The 12,770-nt window shown below is 35.7% G+C and carries 19 protein-coding genes; 9 read left to right on the forward strand and 10 right to left on the reverse strand.

Features of this window, described 5'->3' with window-relative positions; genetic code table 11:
- Window positions 1-56: 56 nt before the first annotated feature.
- The 9 genes from J2772_RS07260 to J2772_RS07300 form a co-directional block, all read right to left on the reverse strand.
- Complete coding sequence (locus tag J2772_RS07260) at window positions 57-1,478, reverse strand: CCA tRNA nucleotidyltransferase (RefSeq protein WP_209915130.1); 1,422 nt, start codon at window positions 1,476-1,478, stop codon at window positions 57-59.
- Between the two features lie 37 nt (window positions 1,479-1,515).
- The gene (locus J2772_RS07265) at window positions 1,516-1,860 is read right to left on the reverse strand and encodes a nuclear transport factor 2 family protein (RefSeq protein ID WP_209915135.1); all 345 of its coding nucleotides are present in this window, start codon (window positions 1,858-1,860) and stop codon (window positions 1,516-1,518) included.
- Between the two features lie 111 nt (window positions 1,861-1,971).
- On the reverse strand, window positions 1,972-2,520 hold the full coding sequence (locus J2772_RS07270) for an L-threonylcarbamoyladenylate synthase (protein ID WP_068944281.1): 549 nt from the start codon (window positions 2,518-2,520) through the stop codon (window positions 1,972-1,974).
- A gap of 205 nt (window positions 2,521-2,725) precedes the next feature.
- Window positions 2,726-3,238, reverse strand: a complete 513-nt coding sequence (locus J2772_RS07275; protein WP_209915137.1) for a DinB family protein — start codon at window positions 3,236-3,238, stop codon at window positions 2,726-2,728.
- 121 nt (window positions 3,239-3,359) lie between these two features.
- On the reverse strand, window positions 3,360-3,806 hold the full coding sequence (locus J2772_RS07280) for a GNAT family N-acetyltransferase (protein ID WP_209915141.1): 447 nt from the start codon (window positions 3,804-3,806) through the stop codon (window positions 3,360-3,362).
- Between the two features lie 70 nt (window positions 3,807-3,876).
- The gene (locus J2772_RS07285) at window positions 3,877-5,016 is read right to left on the reverse strand and encodes a cystathionine gamma-synthase (RefSeq protein ID WP_045499962.1); all 1,140 of its coding nucleotides are present in this window, start codon (window positions 5,014-5,016) and stop codon (window positions 3,877-3,879) included.
- A 102-nt stretch (window positions 5,017-5,118) separates the two neighbouring features.
- Window positions 5,119-5,442 (reverse strand): gliding motility protein GldC, encoded by a 324-nt coding sequence (gldC, locus tag J2772_RS07290; protein WP_045499959.1) that lies wholly within the window; start codon window positions 5,440-5,442, stop codon window positions 5,119-5,121.
- A 25-nt stretch (window positions 5,443-5,467) separates the two neighbouring features.
- Window positions 5,468-5,647: a hypothetical protein gene (locus tag J2772_RS07295; RefSeq protein WP_209915144.1), complete on the reverse strand. Its 180-nt coding sequence runs from the start codon at window positions 5,645-5,647 to the stop codon at window positions 5,468-5,470.
- Window positions 5,648-5,724: 77 nt separating this feature from the next.
- Window positions 5,725-6,711, reverse strand: coding sequence for a gliding motility protein GldB (locus tag J2772_RS07300; protein WP_209915148.1), 987 nt, complete (start codon window positions 6,709-6,711; stop codon window positions 5,725-5,727).
- A gap of 46 nt (window positions 6,712-6,757) precedes the next feature.
- Here J2772_RS07300 and J2772_RS07305 point away from each other — a divergent pair, with 46 nt between their 5' ends.
- The 9 genes from J2772_RS07305 (at window position 6,758) to J2772_RS07345 (ending at window position 11,792) form a co-directional block, all read left to right on the forward strand.
- A complete protein-coding gene (locus J2772_RS07305) occupies window positions 6,758-7,402 on the forward strand; it encodes a leucine-rich repeat domain-containing protein (RefSeq protein WP_209915151.1) in 645 nt (214 codons plus the stop codon).
- 4 nt (window positions 7,403-7,406) lie between these two features.
- Window positions 7,407-7,928, forward strand: a complete 522-nt coding sequence (locus J2772_RS07310) for a GNAT family N-acetyltransferase (RefSeq protein ID WP_209915154.1) — start codon at window positions 7,407-7,409, stop codon at window positions 7,926-7,928.
- A gap of 6 nt (window positions 7,929-7,934) precedes the next feature.
- Window positions 7,935-8,456, forward strand: a complete 522-nt coding sequence (locus tag J2772_RS07315) for a GNAT family N-acetyltransferase (protein ID WP_209915157.1) — start codon at window positions 7,935-7,937, stop codon at window positions 8,454-8,456.
- Entirely contained in the window at window positions 8,456-8,989 is a 534-nt protein-coding gene (locus J2772_RS07320; RefSeq protein WP_209915160.1) for a GNAT family N-acetyltransferase, read from the forward strand. Before J2772_RS07315 ends, J2772_RS07320 begins: the two co-directional genes overlap by 1 nt.
- Before the next feature lie 13 nt (window positions 8,990-9,002).
- Complete coding sequence (gene nadE, locus J2772_RS07325; protein WP_209915164.1) at window positions 9,003-9,797, forward strand: NAD(+) synthase; 795 nt, start codon at window positions 9,003-9,005, stop codon at window positions 9,795-9,797.
- Between the two features lie 87 nt (window positions 9,798-9,884).
- The gene (locus J2772_RS07330; RefSeq protein ID WP_209915167.1) at window positions 9,885-10,400 is read left to right on the forward strand and encodes a ribonuclease domain-containing protein; all 516 of its coding nucleotides are present in this window, start codon (window positions 9,885-9,887) and stop codon (window positions 10,398-10,400) included.
- Window positions 10,401-10,462: 62 nt separating this feature from the next.
- Window positions 10,463-10,771 carry a GIY-YIG nuclease family protein gene (locus J2772_RS07335; protein ID WP_209915171.1) on the forward strand — a complete coding sequence of 103 codons (309 nt, stop codon included), beginning with the start codon at window positions 10,463-10,465 and terminating at the stop codon, window positions 10,769-10,771.
- A gap of 161 nt (window positions 10,772-10,932) precedes the next feature.
- On the forward strand, window positions 10,933-11,487 hold the full coding sequence (locus tag J2772_RS07340) for an archaemetzincin (RefSeq protein ID WP_209915174.1): 555 nt from the start codon (window positions 10,933-10,935) through the stop codon (window positions 11,485-11,487).
- Window positions 11,484-11,792: a barstar family protein gene (locus J2772_RS07345; RefSeq protein WP_045499946.1), complete on the forward strand. Its 309-nt coding sequence runs from the start codon at window positions 11,484-11,486 to the stop codon at window positions 11,790-11,792. Before J2772_RS07340 ends, J2772_RS07345 begins: the two co-directional genes overlap by 4 nt.
- Before the next feature lie 483 nt (window positions 11,793-12,275).
- On the opposite strand, the gene J2772_RS07350 is transcribed toward J2772_RS07345, so the two are convergent.
- Window positions 12,276-12,758 (reverse strand): cytidine deaminase, encoded by a 483-nt coding sequence (locus J2772_RS07350; RefSeq protein ID WP_045499942.1) that lies wholly within the window; start codon window positions 12,756-12,758, stop codon window positions 12,276-12,278.
- Window positions 12,759-12,770 lie beyond the last annotated feature (12 nt).

Consider the following 12,770-nt stretch of genomic DNA (forward strand, 5'->3'; position numbering starts at 1 on the left):
GCACAAAAAAAGCTGGATAAAAAATATCTAGCTTTGCTTTTTCTCTCGAGTGAAAATTAGTTTATTTTTAATCCTAATTTTTCTGCTTCGACAATGACAAATTTTGTAGCTTCTTCCTTTTCATTAGCGATTTCACCTTCAAGGATGGCTTCTTTTACCTTTTCCTTTAAAATACCGATTTCACGGCCCGGCTGAAGATTAAACATCTCCATAATCTCTTCTCCTGTAATAGGGGGTTGGAAGTTTCTTACCTGATCTTTTTCCTCTACCTCTTTGATTTTCACCGCTACATATTCAAAGTTTTTCTTGAATTTTTCCTGTTTTTTAGAATTTTTAGTGGTGATATCTGCTTTACAAAGTGTAAACAGATCTTCAAGGTTTTCTCCGGCATCAAATAAAAGCCTTCTTAAGGCAGAATCTGAGGCGTCATCTGTAATCAGGGCAATAGGTCTGGAAGAAAGCTTTACCATTTTCTGAACATATTTCATATCGCTTCCCAATGGTAATTTCAATCTTTGGAAAAGAGTTTTTACCATTTTAGAACCTAAGAATTCATGCCCATGGAATGTCCATCCTGTGCCTTCCACAAATTTCTTCGTAGGTGCTTTTCCTATATCATGAAGTAATGCAGACCAACGCAGCCAAAGGTTATCTGTATTGATGGAAATATTATCCACTACCTCAAGAGTGTGGTAGAAGTTATCTTTGTGAGTTTGTCCTTCAACCTCTTCAACTCCTTTAAGTTCAATTAATTCAGGAATAACAAGCTTTAAAAGTCCTGTTTGTTCCATTAATTTCAAGCCTACAGAAGGTTTTTCAGATAGCATGATCTTATTGAATTCCACCATGATTCTTTCCATGGAAACAATCTTGATTCTTTCGGCTTCCTGCTTAATCGCTTCTGAGGAATTTTCTTCAATAGTAAAATGTAGAGTGGAAGCAAATCGTACTGCTCTCATCATTCTCAATGGATCATCAGAATAGGTTTGAGCAGGTTCCAACGGAGTTCTTAAAATCTCTTTTTCCAGATCTTCAATTCCGTTAAATGGGTCAATCAGTTCCCCGAAATTATCTTTATTTAAAGAAATAGCCATTGCATTGATCGTAAAATCTCTTCTTTTCTGATCGTCTTCTAAAGTTCCGCCTTCTACTTCAGGTTTTCGGCTGTTTTCCGTATAGCTTTCCTTTCTGGCTCCTACAAATTCCAGCTCAAGATCTTTATACTTTATCATGGCTGTTCCATAGGTTTTGAATACAGAAACTTTTAATTTAGGGTCAATATCCTGAGCCACATTCTGAGCTAGTTCAATACCGCTCTGTTCTGTTACAAAGTCGATATCCGTGGAAGCTTTTCTCTTCATCAAAAGATCACGAACATATCCACCAACAATGTATACAGACTGGTTATTCCTTTCTGCAGCTTCAGAAATTATTTTAAAAAGTTTTAAATTCTTATTTTGAGTAAGATTAATTTTCATCGTTTATAATAGCGTCAATTTCTACCAATGTAGATCATTAGTCATAATGAGCGTACATTCTACTTATTTTTCCTTCTTCATTGAAAAACATCACTTCTACAGCGTGTTTATCCATGATAGACTTATAAAATAATGCTACAGAATCTACTCCTGCTGTGGAATGAATCAGATCAAAGTGCAGATCCGGAAACTTATCCAGGGCCTTTCTCCAGTATTCACGAACGGCTTCTTTTCCCTTTAAAGAACTTTTTTTTCCGCCGGTAGCCATAGCAATCATAGGTGTGGTTATCTCAATATCGTCAGAATAGTGGGTAAGGATATCCTCTAAATCATGAGAGTTCCAGGTATTTACCCATATTTGAGCGAATTCTTGATGATTCATAGCATATAATTTTACGAGTTGGATTTTGCAAAGATAGAATTAAAAAAAAGAAATCCTGCCGATATATACAGACAAGACTCTAAAAAAATAAACAGATTAATACTGGATTTTTTATTCTCTAAGAACTTTAATCCTGTTATCGTTCCATATTTTGATAACCGAAGATCCGGAGTATTTCGAAACCTTATCTCTGTCTTCTTCCACTGCATAATCCACAAGATTGATGATTTCTGATGAAATATCAGAGAATTTCAGCGGACTTTTATCACCACTAAAATTAGCAGAAGTAGATACCAAAGGTTTGTTCAGCTTAGTGATAAGCTTTTTACAAAAATCATTCTTTACCAACCTGATTCCGATGCTGCCATCTTCCGCAAGCAATTCTTTCGGTAAACCTCTTGGATTTTCATAAACAATAGTTACCGGCTTTTCACTTAAATCAATAATTTCCCAGGCCATTTCGGGAACATCTACCAAGTCCTGAAGCCTTTTTTCAGACTCTACCAGAATAATCATCGATTTGTTTTTCTCACGTTTTTTGATGTCAAAAATTTTATTGACAGCCTCTATATTGGTAGCGTCACAACCAATCCCCCAAATGGTATCTGTAGGGTAAAGAATGGTTCCGCCGGATTTTAATATTTCAATAATAGGTTCCATATTTTTATCTAGATTCAAAATAGTGGATAAAGGTAGAGAATCTGTGAATTTTGAACAAAAAATTGGAGATAAAAAGGATGGTGTTTTTTAGGCTTTGGTTAAAGCTAATGGATGGTTTATAAAATTAAAAGACGGGCTAAAGCCTAGTCGTGGGCGGATTTTTCTTTCGACTACGACTAGGCTTTAGCCAAAACTTATTATCTTCTTACATCCACCCCAACTTAGATAAATACCTTTCTTCAATAATATTCAGGTGGTGGTAATTATGTCCAATAATCAATTTTGCTATGGTTTCTACTGAAATTTCATGACCATTTGCCGTTCCAATATTTTGTAAAGCCTTAGGATTCATGGTTTCGATTAAAATCTGAGAGGATTTTCTTACCAATTTATATTCTTCCAGTAAAGATTCCAGCGATCTCTCACTGGCAAAAGACTGATCCGCATATTCATTTTCATCAAATCCCGGAAGGTTGTTTTTATCACCTCTTGCAAACGCTAAGATTCTGTATTGGAAAACTCTTTCTGTATCAGATAAGTGGAGGAGTAATCCTTTCAGTGTCCATTTTCCTTCAGCGTAAGCGAATCTTGATTGTTCTTCAGTAAGATTAGAATAAATTCCTATTGTTTTTTCTTCCGATATTTTTAATTCAGCTAACCAATCTCCTGATGGAATCTGGTCTAAATATCTTTGAATGTATTTTTGGAAATCTGTCATGTTGTTTTGGGGTTATACGTTAAAATGTGTGGTCAGAGATACGGGTTAATGGGATTCAGATTAATGAGGTTCAAGGTATGAAAATATTAGCTGCAGTATTTTATTATTCATTACTTATTGCTTATGAATTGCTCCACTCGTAGAAATTTACGGAGTCATAGAGTTCAAATCCACAGGAAGGGTAGAGCTGATTACCTACATCATTACCTTTTCCTGTCTCAAGAAGGATTCCGCAGGCATTTGAAGCTCTGCACAGTTCTTTTGCTTTTTCAATAAGTTCTTTGGAGTAGCCTTTTCCTCTATGGTTGGTATTAACGTACAAATCGTTTAGTAGCCAGTAACGCTGCATTCTGGTGGAAGAAAATATAGGATATAATTGTACAAAACCAGTCAGGATTCCGTTTTCTTCTGCAACAAAAACTTCAGAGTCTTTATTTTCAATTCTTTCCTGAAGAAAATCTGAAGCAGCAGGAATATCAGATGATTTGTGATAGAATATTCTGTATTGATCGAACAGTTCAGCTAATTGAGGTAAATCTGCAATAACTGCTTTTCTAATGTTTTTCATAGGTATTTGGTGGTGATAATAAAAATGAGAAAGATATTAAATCCTTCTCATTTTTAGTTTATGGTAGTGGTTAGGAAAATGCTTTTTCCAGATCTGCAATAAGATCATCTGCATCTTCAATACCAACGCTTAAACGTACAAGGTCATCAGTGATTCCCAATTCAGCACGTTTTTCAGCTGGGATAGAAGCATGGGTCATTAAAGCTGGGTGGTTCGCTAAAGATTCCACACCTCCTAAAGATTCAGCTAAAGTAAATACCCTTACTTTTTCAAGGAATTTGATGGCATCTTCTTTCTTTCCGGATTTGAAAGTGAATGAAACCATTCCTCCAGATTCCTTCATCTGAGATTTTGCAAGCTCATACTGAGGATGAGACTCTAATCCAGGATAAATTACTTTATCTACTGCAGGATGAGTTTCAAGATATTTTGCTACAGCAAGTCCGTTGTCAGAATGTCTCTGCATTCTTAATGCCAATGTTTTGATCCCTCTTAAAACAAGGTAAGAATCGTGAGGTCCTAAGATACCACCACTTGCAAATTGAATGAAGTGAAGTTTTTCACCTAATTCTGCATCTTTAGCGATAAGAGCACCCGCAATAACGTCAGAGTGTCCACCTAAATATTTGGTAGCAGAATGCATTACAATATCAGCTCCCAGATCAATTGGTCTTTGGATATAAGGAGTTGCAAAAGTATTGTCTACAGCAACTAAAATATCTTTTCCTTTTGCAATGTCTACTACAGCTTTGATATCTACCAATTTCATCAATGGGTTAGTTGGAGTTTCAACCCAAATCAGTTTAGTTTTATCAGTAATTACATCTGCAATTTTAGAAACATCATCAAAATTAACAAATGTGAACTTCAGCTGATATTTTTCAAAAAGTCTGGTAAACATTCTGTAAGTACCACCGTAAAGATCATCTACAGCAATTACTTCATCACCAGGGTTTAATAACTTCAAAACGCAATCGATAGCCGCAAGACCAGAACCGAAGGCTAAACCTCTTGCTCCGTTTTCAATACTAGCTAAAGAATCTTCTAACGCCTGTCTTGTAGGGTTAGCCGCTCTTGAATATTCATATCCGGAGTGTACTCCAGGGCTTTTCTGTGCAAATGTAGAGGTTAAAAATACAGGAACGTTTACAGATCCCGTTGCAGACTCATGATGCTGCCCTCCGTGAATTACTTTGGTATTAAAATTCATAATATTTTATAATTTATCAATCTAACAGTGTACCAATTTACCAATGTTTTAGAATTGTTACACTGTTAAATTGCTGCTTTGTTACATTTATTGTGAACGTTTTTACTTTATAGCCGATTTTACAGCAAACTCTTCTGCAACTTCTTCCAACCATTGTGCCACATCTTCCTCTCCGGTTGCTCTTTGGTAAGTATTTCCTAGAGAGACTAAAATCTGATGGATAAACATCTTCATCTGGTCTACAGGCATTTCCTTTGTCCAAAGATCGATTCTTAAAGCTTCCATTGTTTTATCATCCCATACAGAGATCATAGTAGCCTTTGTTTCCTCCTTTTCAACACCTCCATCCTGAGCATTCCATGTAATGTTTTCCGGAACGTGGTTTTCATCAAGCTCTACATCTATCGTAATCTGAGTTTTTCTCATACCAATCTAAAATTTTTCAGCAAAGTTAATACTTCTTCAGCTTATCCAAAATTTCTACGAAATTATCTTCATCAGGAAATGGATTATTTGGGGTGAAAACTTTGTCTGCTGGATTGATAAAATCGGGAATATTTACATTTTTGAGAATGAGTTTATTTTGAGTGAATCCATAGCTTAGATTCCGTATGCTAATTAGGTTTTCCATAGATATTGTGTAATTGGCGTCAATAAAAAAAGACTTTCTGTAGTTACAAAAAGTCTTAGATAGGTATGAAATAACGGTTACTTTGTTACACTTGGCTTATAACCGGATTCGTTAAAAATTTGAGTAGCGTCCATTTTCAGGAATGCTGTAAGTTTTGTGTCAGGCTTTTCCTTGAGATAGGCTTTACAGATCTGCCAGCCTGTAAAAATTCCGATTTGTGGGGAAGATTCATTGTCTATTTCAGTATAGAACTTTGAGAAGGGTCCCGGAGCAATAAAACGCTCTCCCAATCTTGGATCATCACCAAATAGCAGGTTACTTTCCACAAAATAATTCCAGATATTGGCTTCATTGTACGTAGCCCATTCATGTTGTTTTTTGGTATAATTCATTTTCAGATAATCTGGAGTATCAGGAAGGAATGCATCCTGCAGAATCATCACTTTTCCGTTAAGAATCACTTGATCTATAAATTTCTGATGATCCGGAGATTCCGTTACAATATTTTCAGCAAAAAGCTGAGAAACTTTCGGAACAATATTCTGTGGGTTCATCGACTTCTGGAAATATAGCTCCAACCCTTTGTAGTGAGCATTACCATCTCCCATAAAACCAGTAATATCTATGAATAAAAGATTTCCTTTTTCATCGTAAAAAATTGGGTCTTGAACCATTTGTAATGCTGATGAAAACAGATATACCTTTGGACTTTTAAACTGTGGAAAATAATGTTTGATATGTGAAAATAATCCCTGAAGATCTCTCTGTAATTTAGGCTGGTCTATTTTTCCAATAGCTTCTTTATAGATCTTAATTTCTTCCGCATCAGCTCTTCTTTTAGAGAAATCAGCATCAGAAACGGTTCCCTGAAACCATGGAAACTGAGCTTTAAACTGATCTAATGGAGTATTTGGATTGTAAAACTCTTTGGAAATATCCGTCATTTCGATTTTTTCGGCGGTGTCTTTTACCTCTATTTTCCATTGGTTTTCAGGTTCTTTTTTACAGGAGTTTAGTCCCATAATTAAAACAGAAGAAACGGCAATATATCTGAAAATCTTCATTATTTTTACATTAAGTTTACAAAAGTAAGGATTAAATGGATATTTTATGATGAAATTTAAAATATTTACCGTTCTCACGGGGATTTTCGGCTTAGCTTTTTTACAGGGACAGAAGCTTGAGTTTAAAGATAAAAACCTTGAAAAGACAGTCATTGAAAATTTTGATGTAAATAAAGATGGAACAATCAGTCAGGCTGAAGCAGAAGCAGTTAACAACCTGTTTTTGGTTCAAAAAGGAATTACTTCCGGGGAGGATCTTCATTTCTTTAAAAATGTAAAAATGATTATGTTGGATGATAATGCGGTACCTTCCATTGTTCTGAAGGATATGGACAAACTGAACCTTTTTTCATGTACAGGATGTAAAGTAGCATCATTTAAGGCTGAAAATCTGAAAAACCTTACTTCTTTGTACATGGATAATAACCTTTTGGAGACGATTTCCCTGAAGGCAGCTCCAAAAATTGACCAATTAACATTATCTTTAAATCAGCTAAAAACAATTGATCTGTCTCAGCTTAAAAATCTAAGGAGACTGAATGTAGAACACAATAAAATCCAACATATTGATATTTCCGGAAACCCAGCTCTACAGACTTTAAATGTAGGCGGAAATAAAATGAAAGAAGCAGATATCAAGAAAGGATTAAAGACAGATATTACCATTTTTGGAACTAATGAACAAAACTAATAATATGATAATAGAAACAAAAAGACTGATTTTAAGAGAATTTGAAGATGCTGATTTTGAGCAGATATTCCTTATGGATTCTGATCCTGAAGTGATGAAATATGTTGGTGTACCGGTATCTACAAATATTGGTGAATCTAAAAATATTATCAAACTGATCCAAAAGCAATATGAGGAAAACGGAGTGGGAAGGCTGGCCGTTGTTGAAAAAGAAAGTGGGCATGTTATTGGCTGGAGTGGATTGAAATTATTGACCAAAGAGATAAATGGTTATCAGAATGTTCTGGAACTGGGATATCGTTTTTTACCAGAATCCTGGGGTAAAGGATATGCTGTGGAAGCGGGAATAGCTTCTCTGGATTACGGGTTTAATGAATTGAATGCAGAGACAATTTATGCATGTGCACATTCTGAGCATGATGTTTCCAATCATATTTTAAGAAAACTGGGATTTGAGAAAACTGGCGAATTTGAAGAGCCAGATGGCATTTGCTTTTGGTATGAATTAAGAAGAGAGAAAAAATAAACAACTATGATACTGGAAACAGAAAGACTGATTTTAAGAAAACTTGAAGAAACTGATGATGAACGCATGTTTCTTATGGATTCTGATCCTGAGGTGATGAAATACCTTGAACCTCCTGTAAAAAGCAAGGAAGAATCAAAGAACGTGATCAGAATGATTCAGAAACAATATGAAGAAAACGGAGTAGGAAGATTGGCTGTTATTGAAAAAGAAAGCGGACTGTTAATAGGATGGTGCGGATTAAAACTATTAAAAGAACCTATCAACGGACATGTTGAAACCTTAGATCTGGGTTATCGTTTTATTCCTGAGTTTTGGGGGAAAGGATATGCGTGGGAAGCCGCAAATGCCACACTAGATTATGGTTTTAACGAATTGAAAGCAAATACGATATACGCTTATGCTGATTCAGGAAACACAGGATCCAATTATATCTTAACCAAATTGGGTTTTGAAAATACAGGAGAATTTGAAGACTCAGGGGTAAAGTGTTCTTGGTATGAACTTAAACGTGAAAAATATATTTAATGATAACAATAAGAGAGGAAGAGGAAAAAGATTATGAGAAGGTTTTTATACTTACAGAAGAAGCCTTCAGAGATATGGAACATAGTGACCATCAGGAACATTTTCTTGTTGAAAAATTAAGAAAATCCGAGGCATTTATTCCGGAATTATCTTTGGTTGCAGAAGATAAAAATGGAGCAATTGCCGGACATATTTTGTTTACAAAACTGATCATTGAAAATGGTTCAGAAACATTCGAATCCTTGGCACTAGCTCCTGTTTCTGTAAAACCTGAGTTTCAAAATCAGGGAATTGGAGGGCAATTAATTCGTGACGGCCATCTTAGAGCTCAAAAATTAGGATACCAATCGGTGATCCTGATTGGACATGAAGATTATTATCCTAGGTTTGGTTACGAAAAAACAAGTAATTTTGGGATCTCATTTCCGTTTGAAATTCCGGAAGTCAACGGAATGGCTATTGAGCTGTTAAAAGACGGATTAAAAAATAAAAAAGGGATGGTGAAATATCCTAAAGAATTTGGAATAGACTAAAAAAATATAAACGATGCAGACACAAAAAGTGATAGATCATATCGTTGGCTGGTTAAAAGATTATGCCACAAAAGCCAGAGTAAACGGATATGTAATAGGGGTTTCAGGAGGAGTGGATTCAGGAGTGGTTTCTACACTGGCAGCTATGACCGGTTTGAAAACATTACTGATCGAGATGCCAATCCGACAGAAAGCAGATCAGGTAGACCGCGCACAGGACCACATGAATGACCTGAAATCCAGATTTCCAAACGTGGAGATTATGTCTGTGGATTTAACACCGGCTTTTGAAGAGCTTTACAAAACTTTTGATGTACATGATGACCTGTATCCAAACGAAAAACTGGCATTTGCCAATACAAGATCCCGTCTAAGAATGCTTACCTTGTACTACTACGGTCAGATTAACGGACTTTTAGTGTGTGGAACCGGAAATAAAGTGGAAGATTTCGGAATCGGGTTTTATACCAAATATGGTGATGGTGGAGTAGACGTTTCGCCAATCGGAGACCTTTATAAAACTGAAGTTTATGCATTGGCAAAAGGATTAAATCTGATTAAAAGTATTCAGGAAGCTATTCCTACAGATGGACTTTGGGATGTAGACCGTACAGATGAACAGCAGATTGGTGCCACGTATCCTGAGTTGGAAAAAATTCAGAAAGAATACGGAACCAAAACAGCTGAAGATTATGAAGGAAGAGATAAGGAAGTGTTCCAGATCTTTGATAGAATGCATAAGGCTGCAAAACATAAAATGGATCCTATTCCGGTTTGTGATATTCCTGAAGACTGGAGAGAATCATAAATAGGTGTACTCTTTTAGCAATGTAACAGCTTATAATAATTGTTACATTGCTAAACTGATACATTGTTACACTAAACAATCGTTACTATGAACAGTAAAATAAGATCTGTATTTTTTATTTGTCTTGGACTTCTCTTCGGAATGTCTGTGATGTATATTTATAATAATTTTATTAAAAGTAAAGACCATGCAACTTCGGCTAAAACAGAGGCAGTAAGTTATGGTAGTGCTTCTACAGAAGATCAGTACAATGCAGGAAGTTCATCAGCTCAGGTTTCTATTGAAAAACTAACTGAAGAAAAAACGGTTATCAGCTATGTAAAACAAAATCATAAGCTTCCGGATTACTATATCACTAAAAGAGAGGCAAGAAACCAGGGTTGGAATCCTTCCAAGGGAAACCTTTGTGAAATACTTCCCGGAAGGGCTATTGGCGGAGACAAATTTGGTAACAGAGAAGGAAGACTTCCGGATGGAAATCAATATTTTGAAGCTGATGTCAACTATGATTGCGGTGGAAGAAATGCAGACCGTATTATCTATACTAAAAACGGAGACGTTTACCTTACCAAAAACCATTATAAGAGTTTTGAAAAACAGTAACTGTCATTGCGAGGAGCAGAGCGACGAAGCAATCTCTTCATTACAATAAATTCTATAGGTTGATGAAAGCAGGTTTTATTTACCTAATGACCAATAAAAACCATACAACTCTTTATACCGGAGTTACCTCAAACCTGCCTAAACGTGTTCAGCAACATAAAGAAGCCCATTATTCTCAAAGTTTTACATCAAGATATAAATTGTATATACTTGTGTATTGGGAAGCTTTTCAGGAAATAGGAGATGCCATTGCCAGAGAAAAACAAATAAAAGCAGGATCAAGACAGAAGAAGCTTAACTTAATTAATAGTATAAATCCAGAGTGGAATAATCTAACAGACTCTATTCAGGATATTATGGATGTTTTTTGAGATTGCTTCGTCACTTCGTTCCTCGCAATGACAAAACACGAAGTATAAAAAGTAGAAGAGTATAATTTGCATTTAAATAAGGATAAGTAGTAATTTTGAAAAATAAAAGTTTTGTTTACTTACTGTGTTTATTTCTGATACTCTCATGCTCAGAAAAGAAAATGACAGTGAAAGAGCCGGAACAAAAACCTGTGATCACTATACTGATCCAGCCATTCAGAGACATAAAACCTGAAAAAGTGGAAACAGTAGCTATGGGAATTAAAAAAGTATATCCTAATGTTAAAGTGCTTGAAGCCATCGACTTTCCGGAAAATGCTTATTATAAGGAAAGAAATCGCTACAGAGCCGATTCGACGATTAAGTTTTTAAACAATAGGACACAAGAAGGTTTTGTTACCATTGGACTTACGTCAAAGGATATCAGTGCAACCAAAGGGAAGATAAAGGATTTTGGGATCATGGGCTTAGGATATAGGCCAGGTAAAGCTTGTGTAGCTTCAAGCTTTAGGCTAAGCAGAGAAAATTCGGATGAGCAGTTTTATAAAATTGCCATTCATGAGCTTGGCCATACGCAAGGGCTGCCACATTGCCCGGAAAAAATGTGCTTCATGAGAAATGCAGAAGGTAAAAATCCTACTAATGAGGAAACGGATTTCTGCAAAAAATGCAAAACTTTTTTAATCAGTAAAAATTGGAAATTTAGTTCAATATGAAGACAGTATATATAGATTTTACAGACATAGGCGATTACGAGGATTTCTATGCTCAATTAAAAGAAAAAGTTCAGCTTCCTGAACATTTCGGAGATAACCTTGATGCGCTTTTCGATACCATTACCGGTGACCTTGAAATGCCACTTCACATTGAATTCGTGAACATGACGGTAGATCAGCTTGAAATCTTTGAAGATCTTTTAACAACATTGGAAGATGCAGAGGAAGAAGTAGAAGATTTCACTTTCAGCTACTACCTGGAGCAATATGAAGATGATGAAGATGAAGAGGAAACAGAAGACTAATTGGTAATGTAAAAAATAAAAAGGTTGTTTTAGAAATAAAGCAGCCTTTTTTATTTACACCTTTCAAAGATCTGCTTCATCAGCATAATCTGCGAGAGTTTAAAATCACACGTAGAATATTTTCCCGCGGATTTCGCAGATTTTTATCTGATGCTGTTTGTTGGAAACTGAAATGGTGCAAAGAAGATTAAAATATCATACTGGTTTCCAAAATAATTAGTGCATTAGTGGCAATTAGTATGCACTCACTAATTTTATCGCAGATAAAATCTTTGCGCCTTAAAAACGTGTAGAATGAAAAAATAGCGTCTTTGCGTTTTCCAACCATACAACCACAGTATCAAAATAAAAAAACCAACAGAACTTCTGTTGGTTTAATCAGATAGAACTTATAAGAAAATGTAAGTCCGTATTATTTTAAATACCACAGCAAAAACTGAATATTTATTTTAAAATCATGGATTGCAATTCTATAAATCCGCCTTATAAAAATGACGAATCAAAATAGAAAGGCAACAAATCCTTCACCGCATGTACTTTTACAACTTCCTCATTCATACTTGAAAAATAAAGATCGATGTTTTCGTGCTGCTTGGTTTCGTATTCTATTAAGCTCTGACGGCAGGCTCCACAAGGTGGAATCGGTGGATTCTTCTCGTGAAATTCCTTCGGACCTCCCACAACGAAGATCTTTTTTACCTTTACATCAGGAAAGTTGGCTGCAACCCAGAACAGGGTAGTTCTCTCTGCACAAAGCCCTGACGGAAACGCTGCATTCTCCTGGTTATTTCCGGAATATATTTCTCCGTTTTCCAGTAATACAGCACATCCCACAAAAAACTGTGAGTAGGGTGCATAAGCATTTTCGCGGGCCGCTTTGGCTCTTTCGAATAATTGTTTTTCTATATCGCTCAGTTCGCTGCTATTTTTAAAATATTCGTAACTGATCTGTATGTCTTTTTTCATATATTGTACAGT

Source organism: Chryseobacterium jejuense, from assembly GCF_017877355.1.
GTDB lineage: Bacteria > Bacteroidota > Bacteroidia > Flavobacteriales > Weeksellaceae > Chryseobacterium > Chryseobacterium jejuense_A.

Bases quoted from the DNA above. Each gene is read 5' to 3' on its own strand.
- J2772_RS07315 (WP_209915157.1), top strand. From the start codon at position 7,935: ATGATACTGGAAACAGAAAGACTGATTTTAAGAAAACTTGAAGAAACT.
- J2772_RS07345 (WP_045499946.1), top strand. From the start codon at position 11,484: ATGAAGACAGTATATATAGATTTTACAGACATAGGCGATTACGAGGAT.
- J2772_RS07310 (WP_209915154.1), top strand. From the start codon at position 7,407: ATGATAATAGAAACAAAAAGACTGATTTTAAGAGAATTTGAAGATGCT.
- J2772_RS07285 (WP_045499962.1), bottom strand. From the start codon at position 5,016: ATGAATTTTAATACCAAAGTAATTCACGGAGGGCAGCATCATGAGTCT.
- J2772_RS07340 (WP_209915174.1), top strand. From the start codon at position 10,933: ATGACAGTGAAAGAGCCGGAACAAAAACCTGTGATCACTATACTGATC.
- J2772_RS07350 (WP_045499942.1), bottom strand. From the start codon at position 12,758: ATGAAAAAAGACATACAGATCAGTTACGAATATTTTAAAAATAGCAGC.
- J2772_RS07330 (WP_209915167.1), top strand. From the start codon at position 9,885: ATGAACAGTAAAATAAGATCTGTATTTTTTATTTGTCTTGGACTTCTC.
- J2772_RS07265 (WP_209915135.1), bottom strand. From the start codon at position 1,860: ATGAATCATCAAGAATTCGCTCAAATATGGGTAAATACCTGGAACTCT.
- J2772_RS07300 (WP_209915148.1), bottom strand. From the start codon at position 6,711: ATGAAGATTTTCAGATATATTGCCGTTTCTTCTGTTTTAATTATGGGA.
- J2772_RS07260 (WP_209915130.1), bottom strand. From the start codon at position 1,478: ATGAAAATTAATCTTACTCAAAATAAGAATTTAAAACTTTTTAAAATA.
- J2772_RS07305 (WP_209915151.1), top strand. From the start codon at position 6,758: ATGATGAAATTTAAAATATTTACCGTTCTCACGGGGATTTTCGGCTTA.
- nadE (WP_209915164.1), top strand. From the start codon at position 9,003: ATGCAGACACAAAAAGTGATAGATCATATCGTTGGCTGGTTAAAAGAT.
- J2772_RS07295 (WP_209915144.1), bottom strand. From the start codon at position 5,647: ATGGAAAACCTAATTAGCATACGGAATCTAAGCTATGGATTCACTCAA.
- J2772_RS07275 (WP_209915137.1), bottom strand. From the start codon at position 3,238: ATGACAGATTTCCAAAAATACATTCAAAGATATTTAGACCAGATTCCA.
- J2772_RS07335 (WP_209915171.1), top strand. From the start codon at position 10,463: ATGAAAGCAGGTTTTATTTACCTAATGACCAATAAAAACCATACAACT.
- J2772_RS07280 (WP_209915141.1), bottom strand. From the start codon at position 3,806: ATGAAAAACATTAGAAAAGCAGTTATTGCAGATTTACCTCAATTAGCT.
- gldC (WP_045499959.1), bottom strand. From the start codon at position 5,442: ATGAGAAAAACTCAGATTACGATAGATGTAGAGCTTGATGAAAACCAC.
- J2772_RS07270 (WP_068944281.1), bottom strand. From the start codon at position 2,520: ATGGAACCTATTATTGAAATATTAAAATCCGGCGGAACCATTCTTTAC.
- J2772_RS07320 (WP_209915160.1), top strand. From the start codon at position 8,456: ATGATAACAATAAGAGAGGAAGAGGAAAAAGATTATGAGAAGGTTTTT.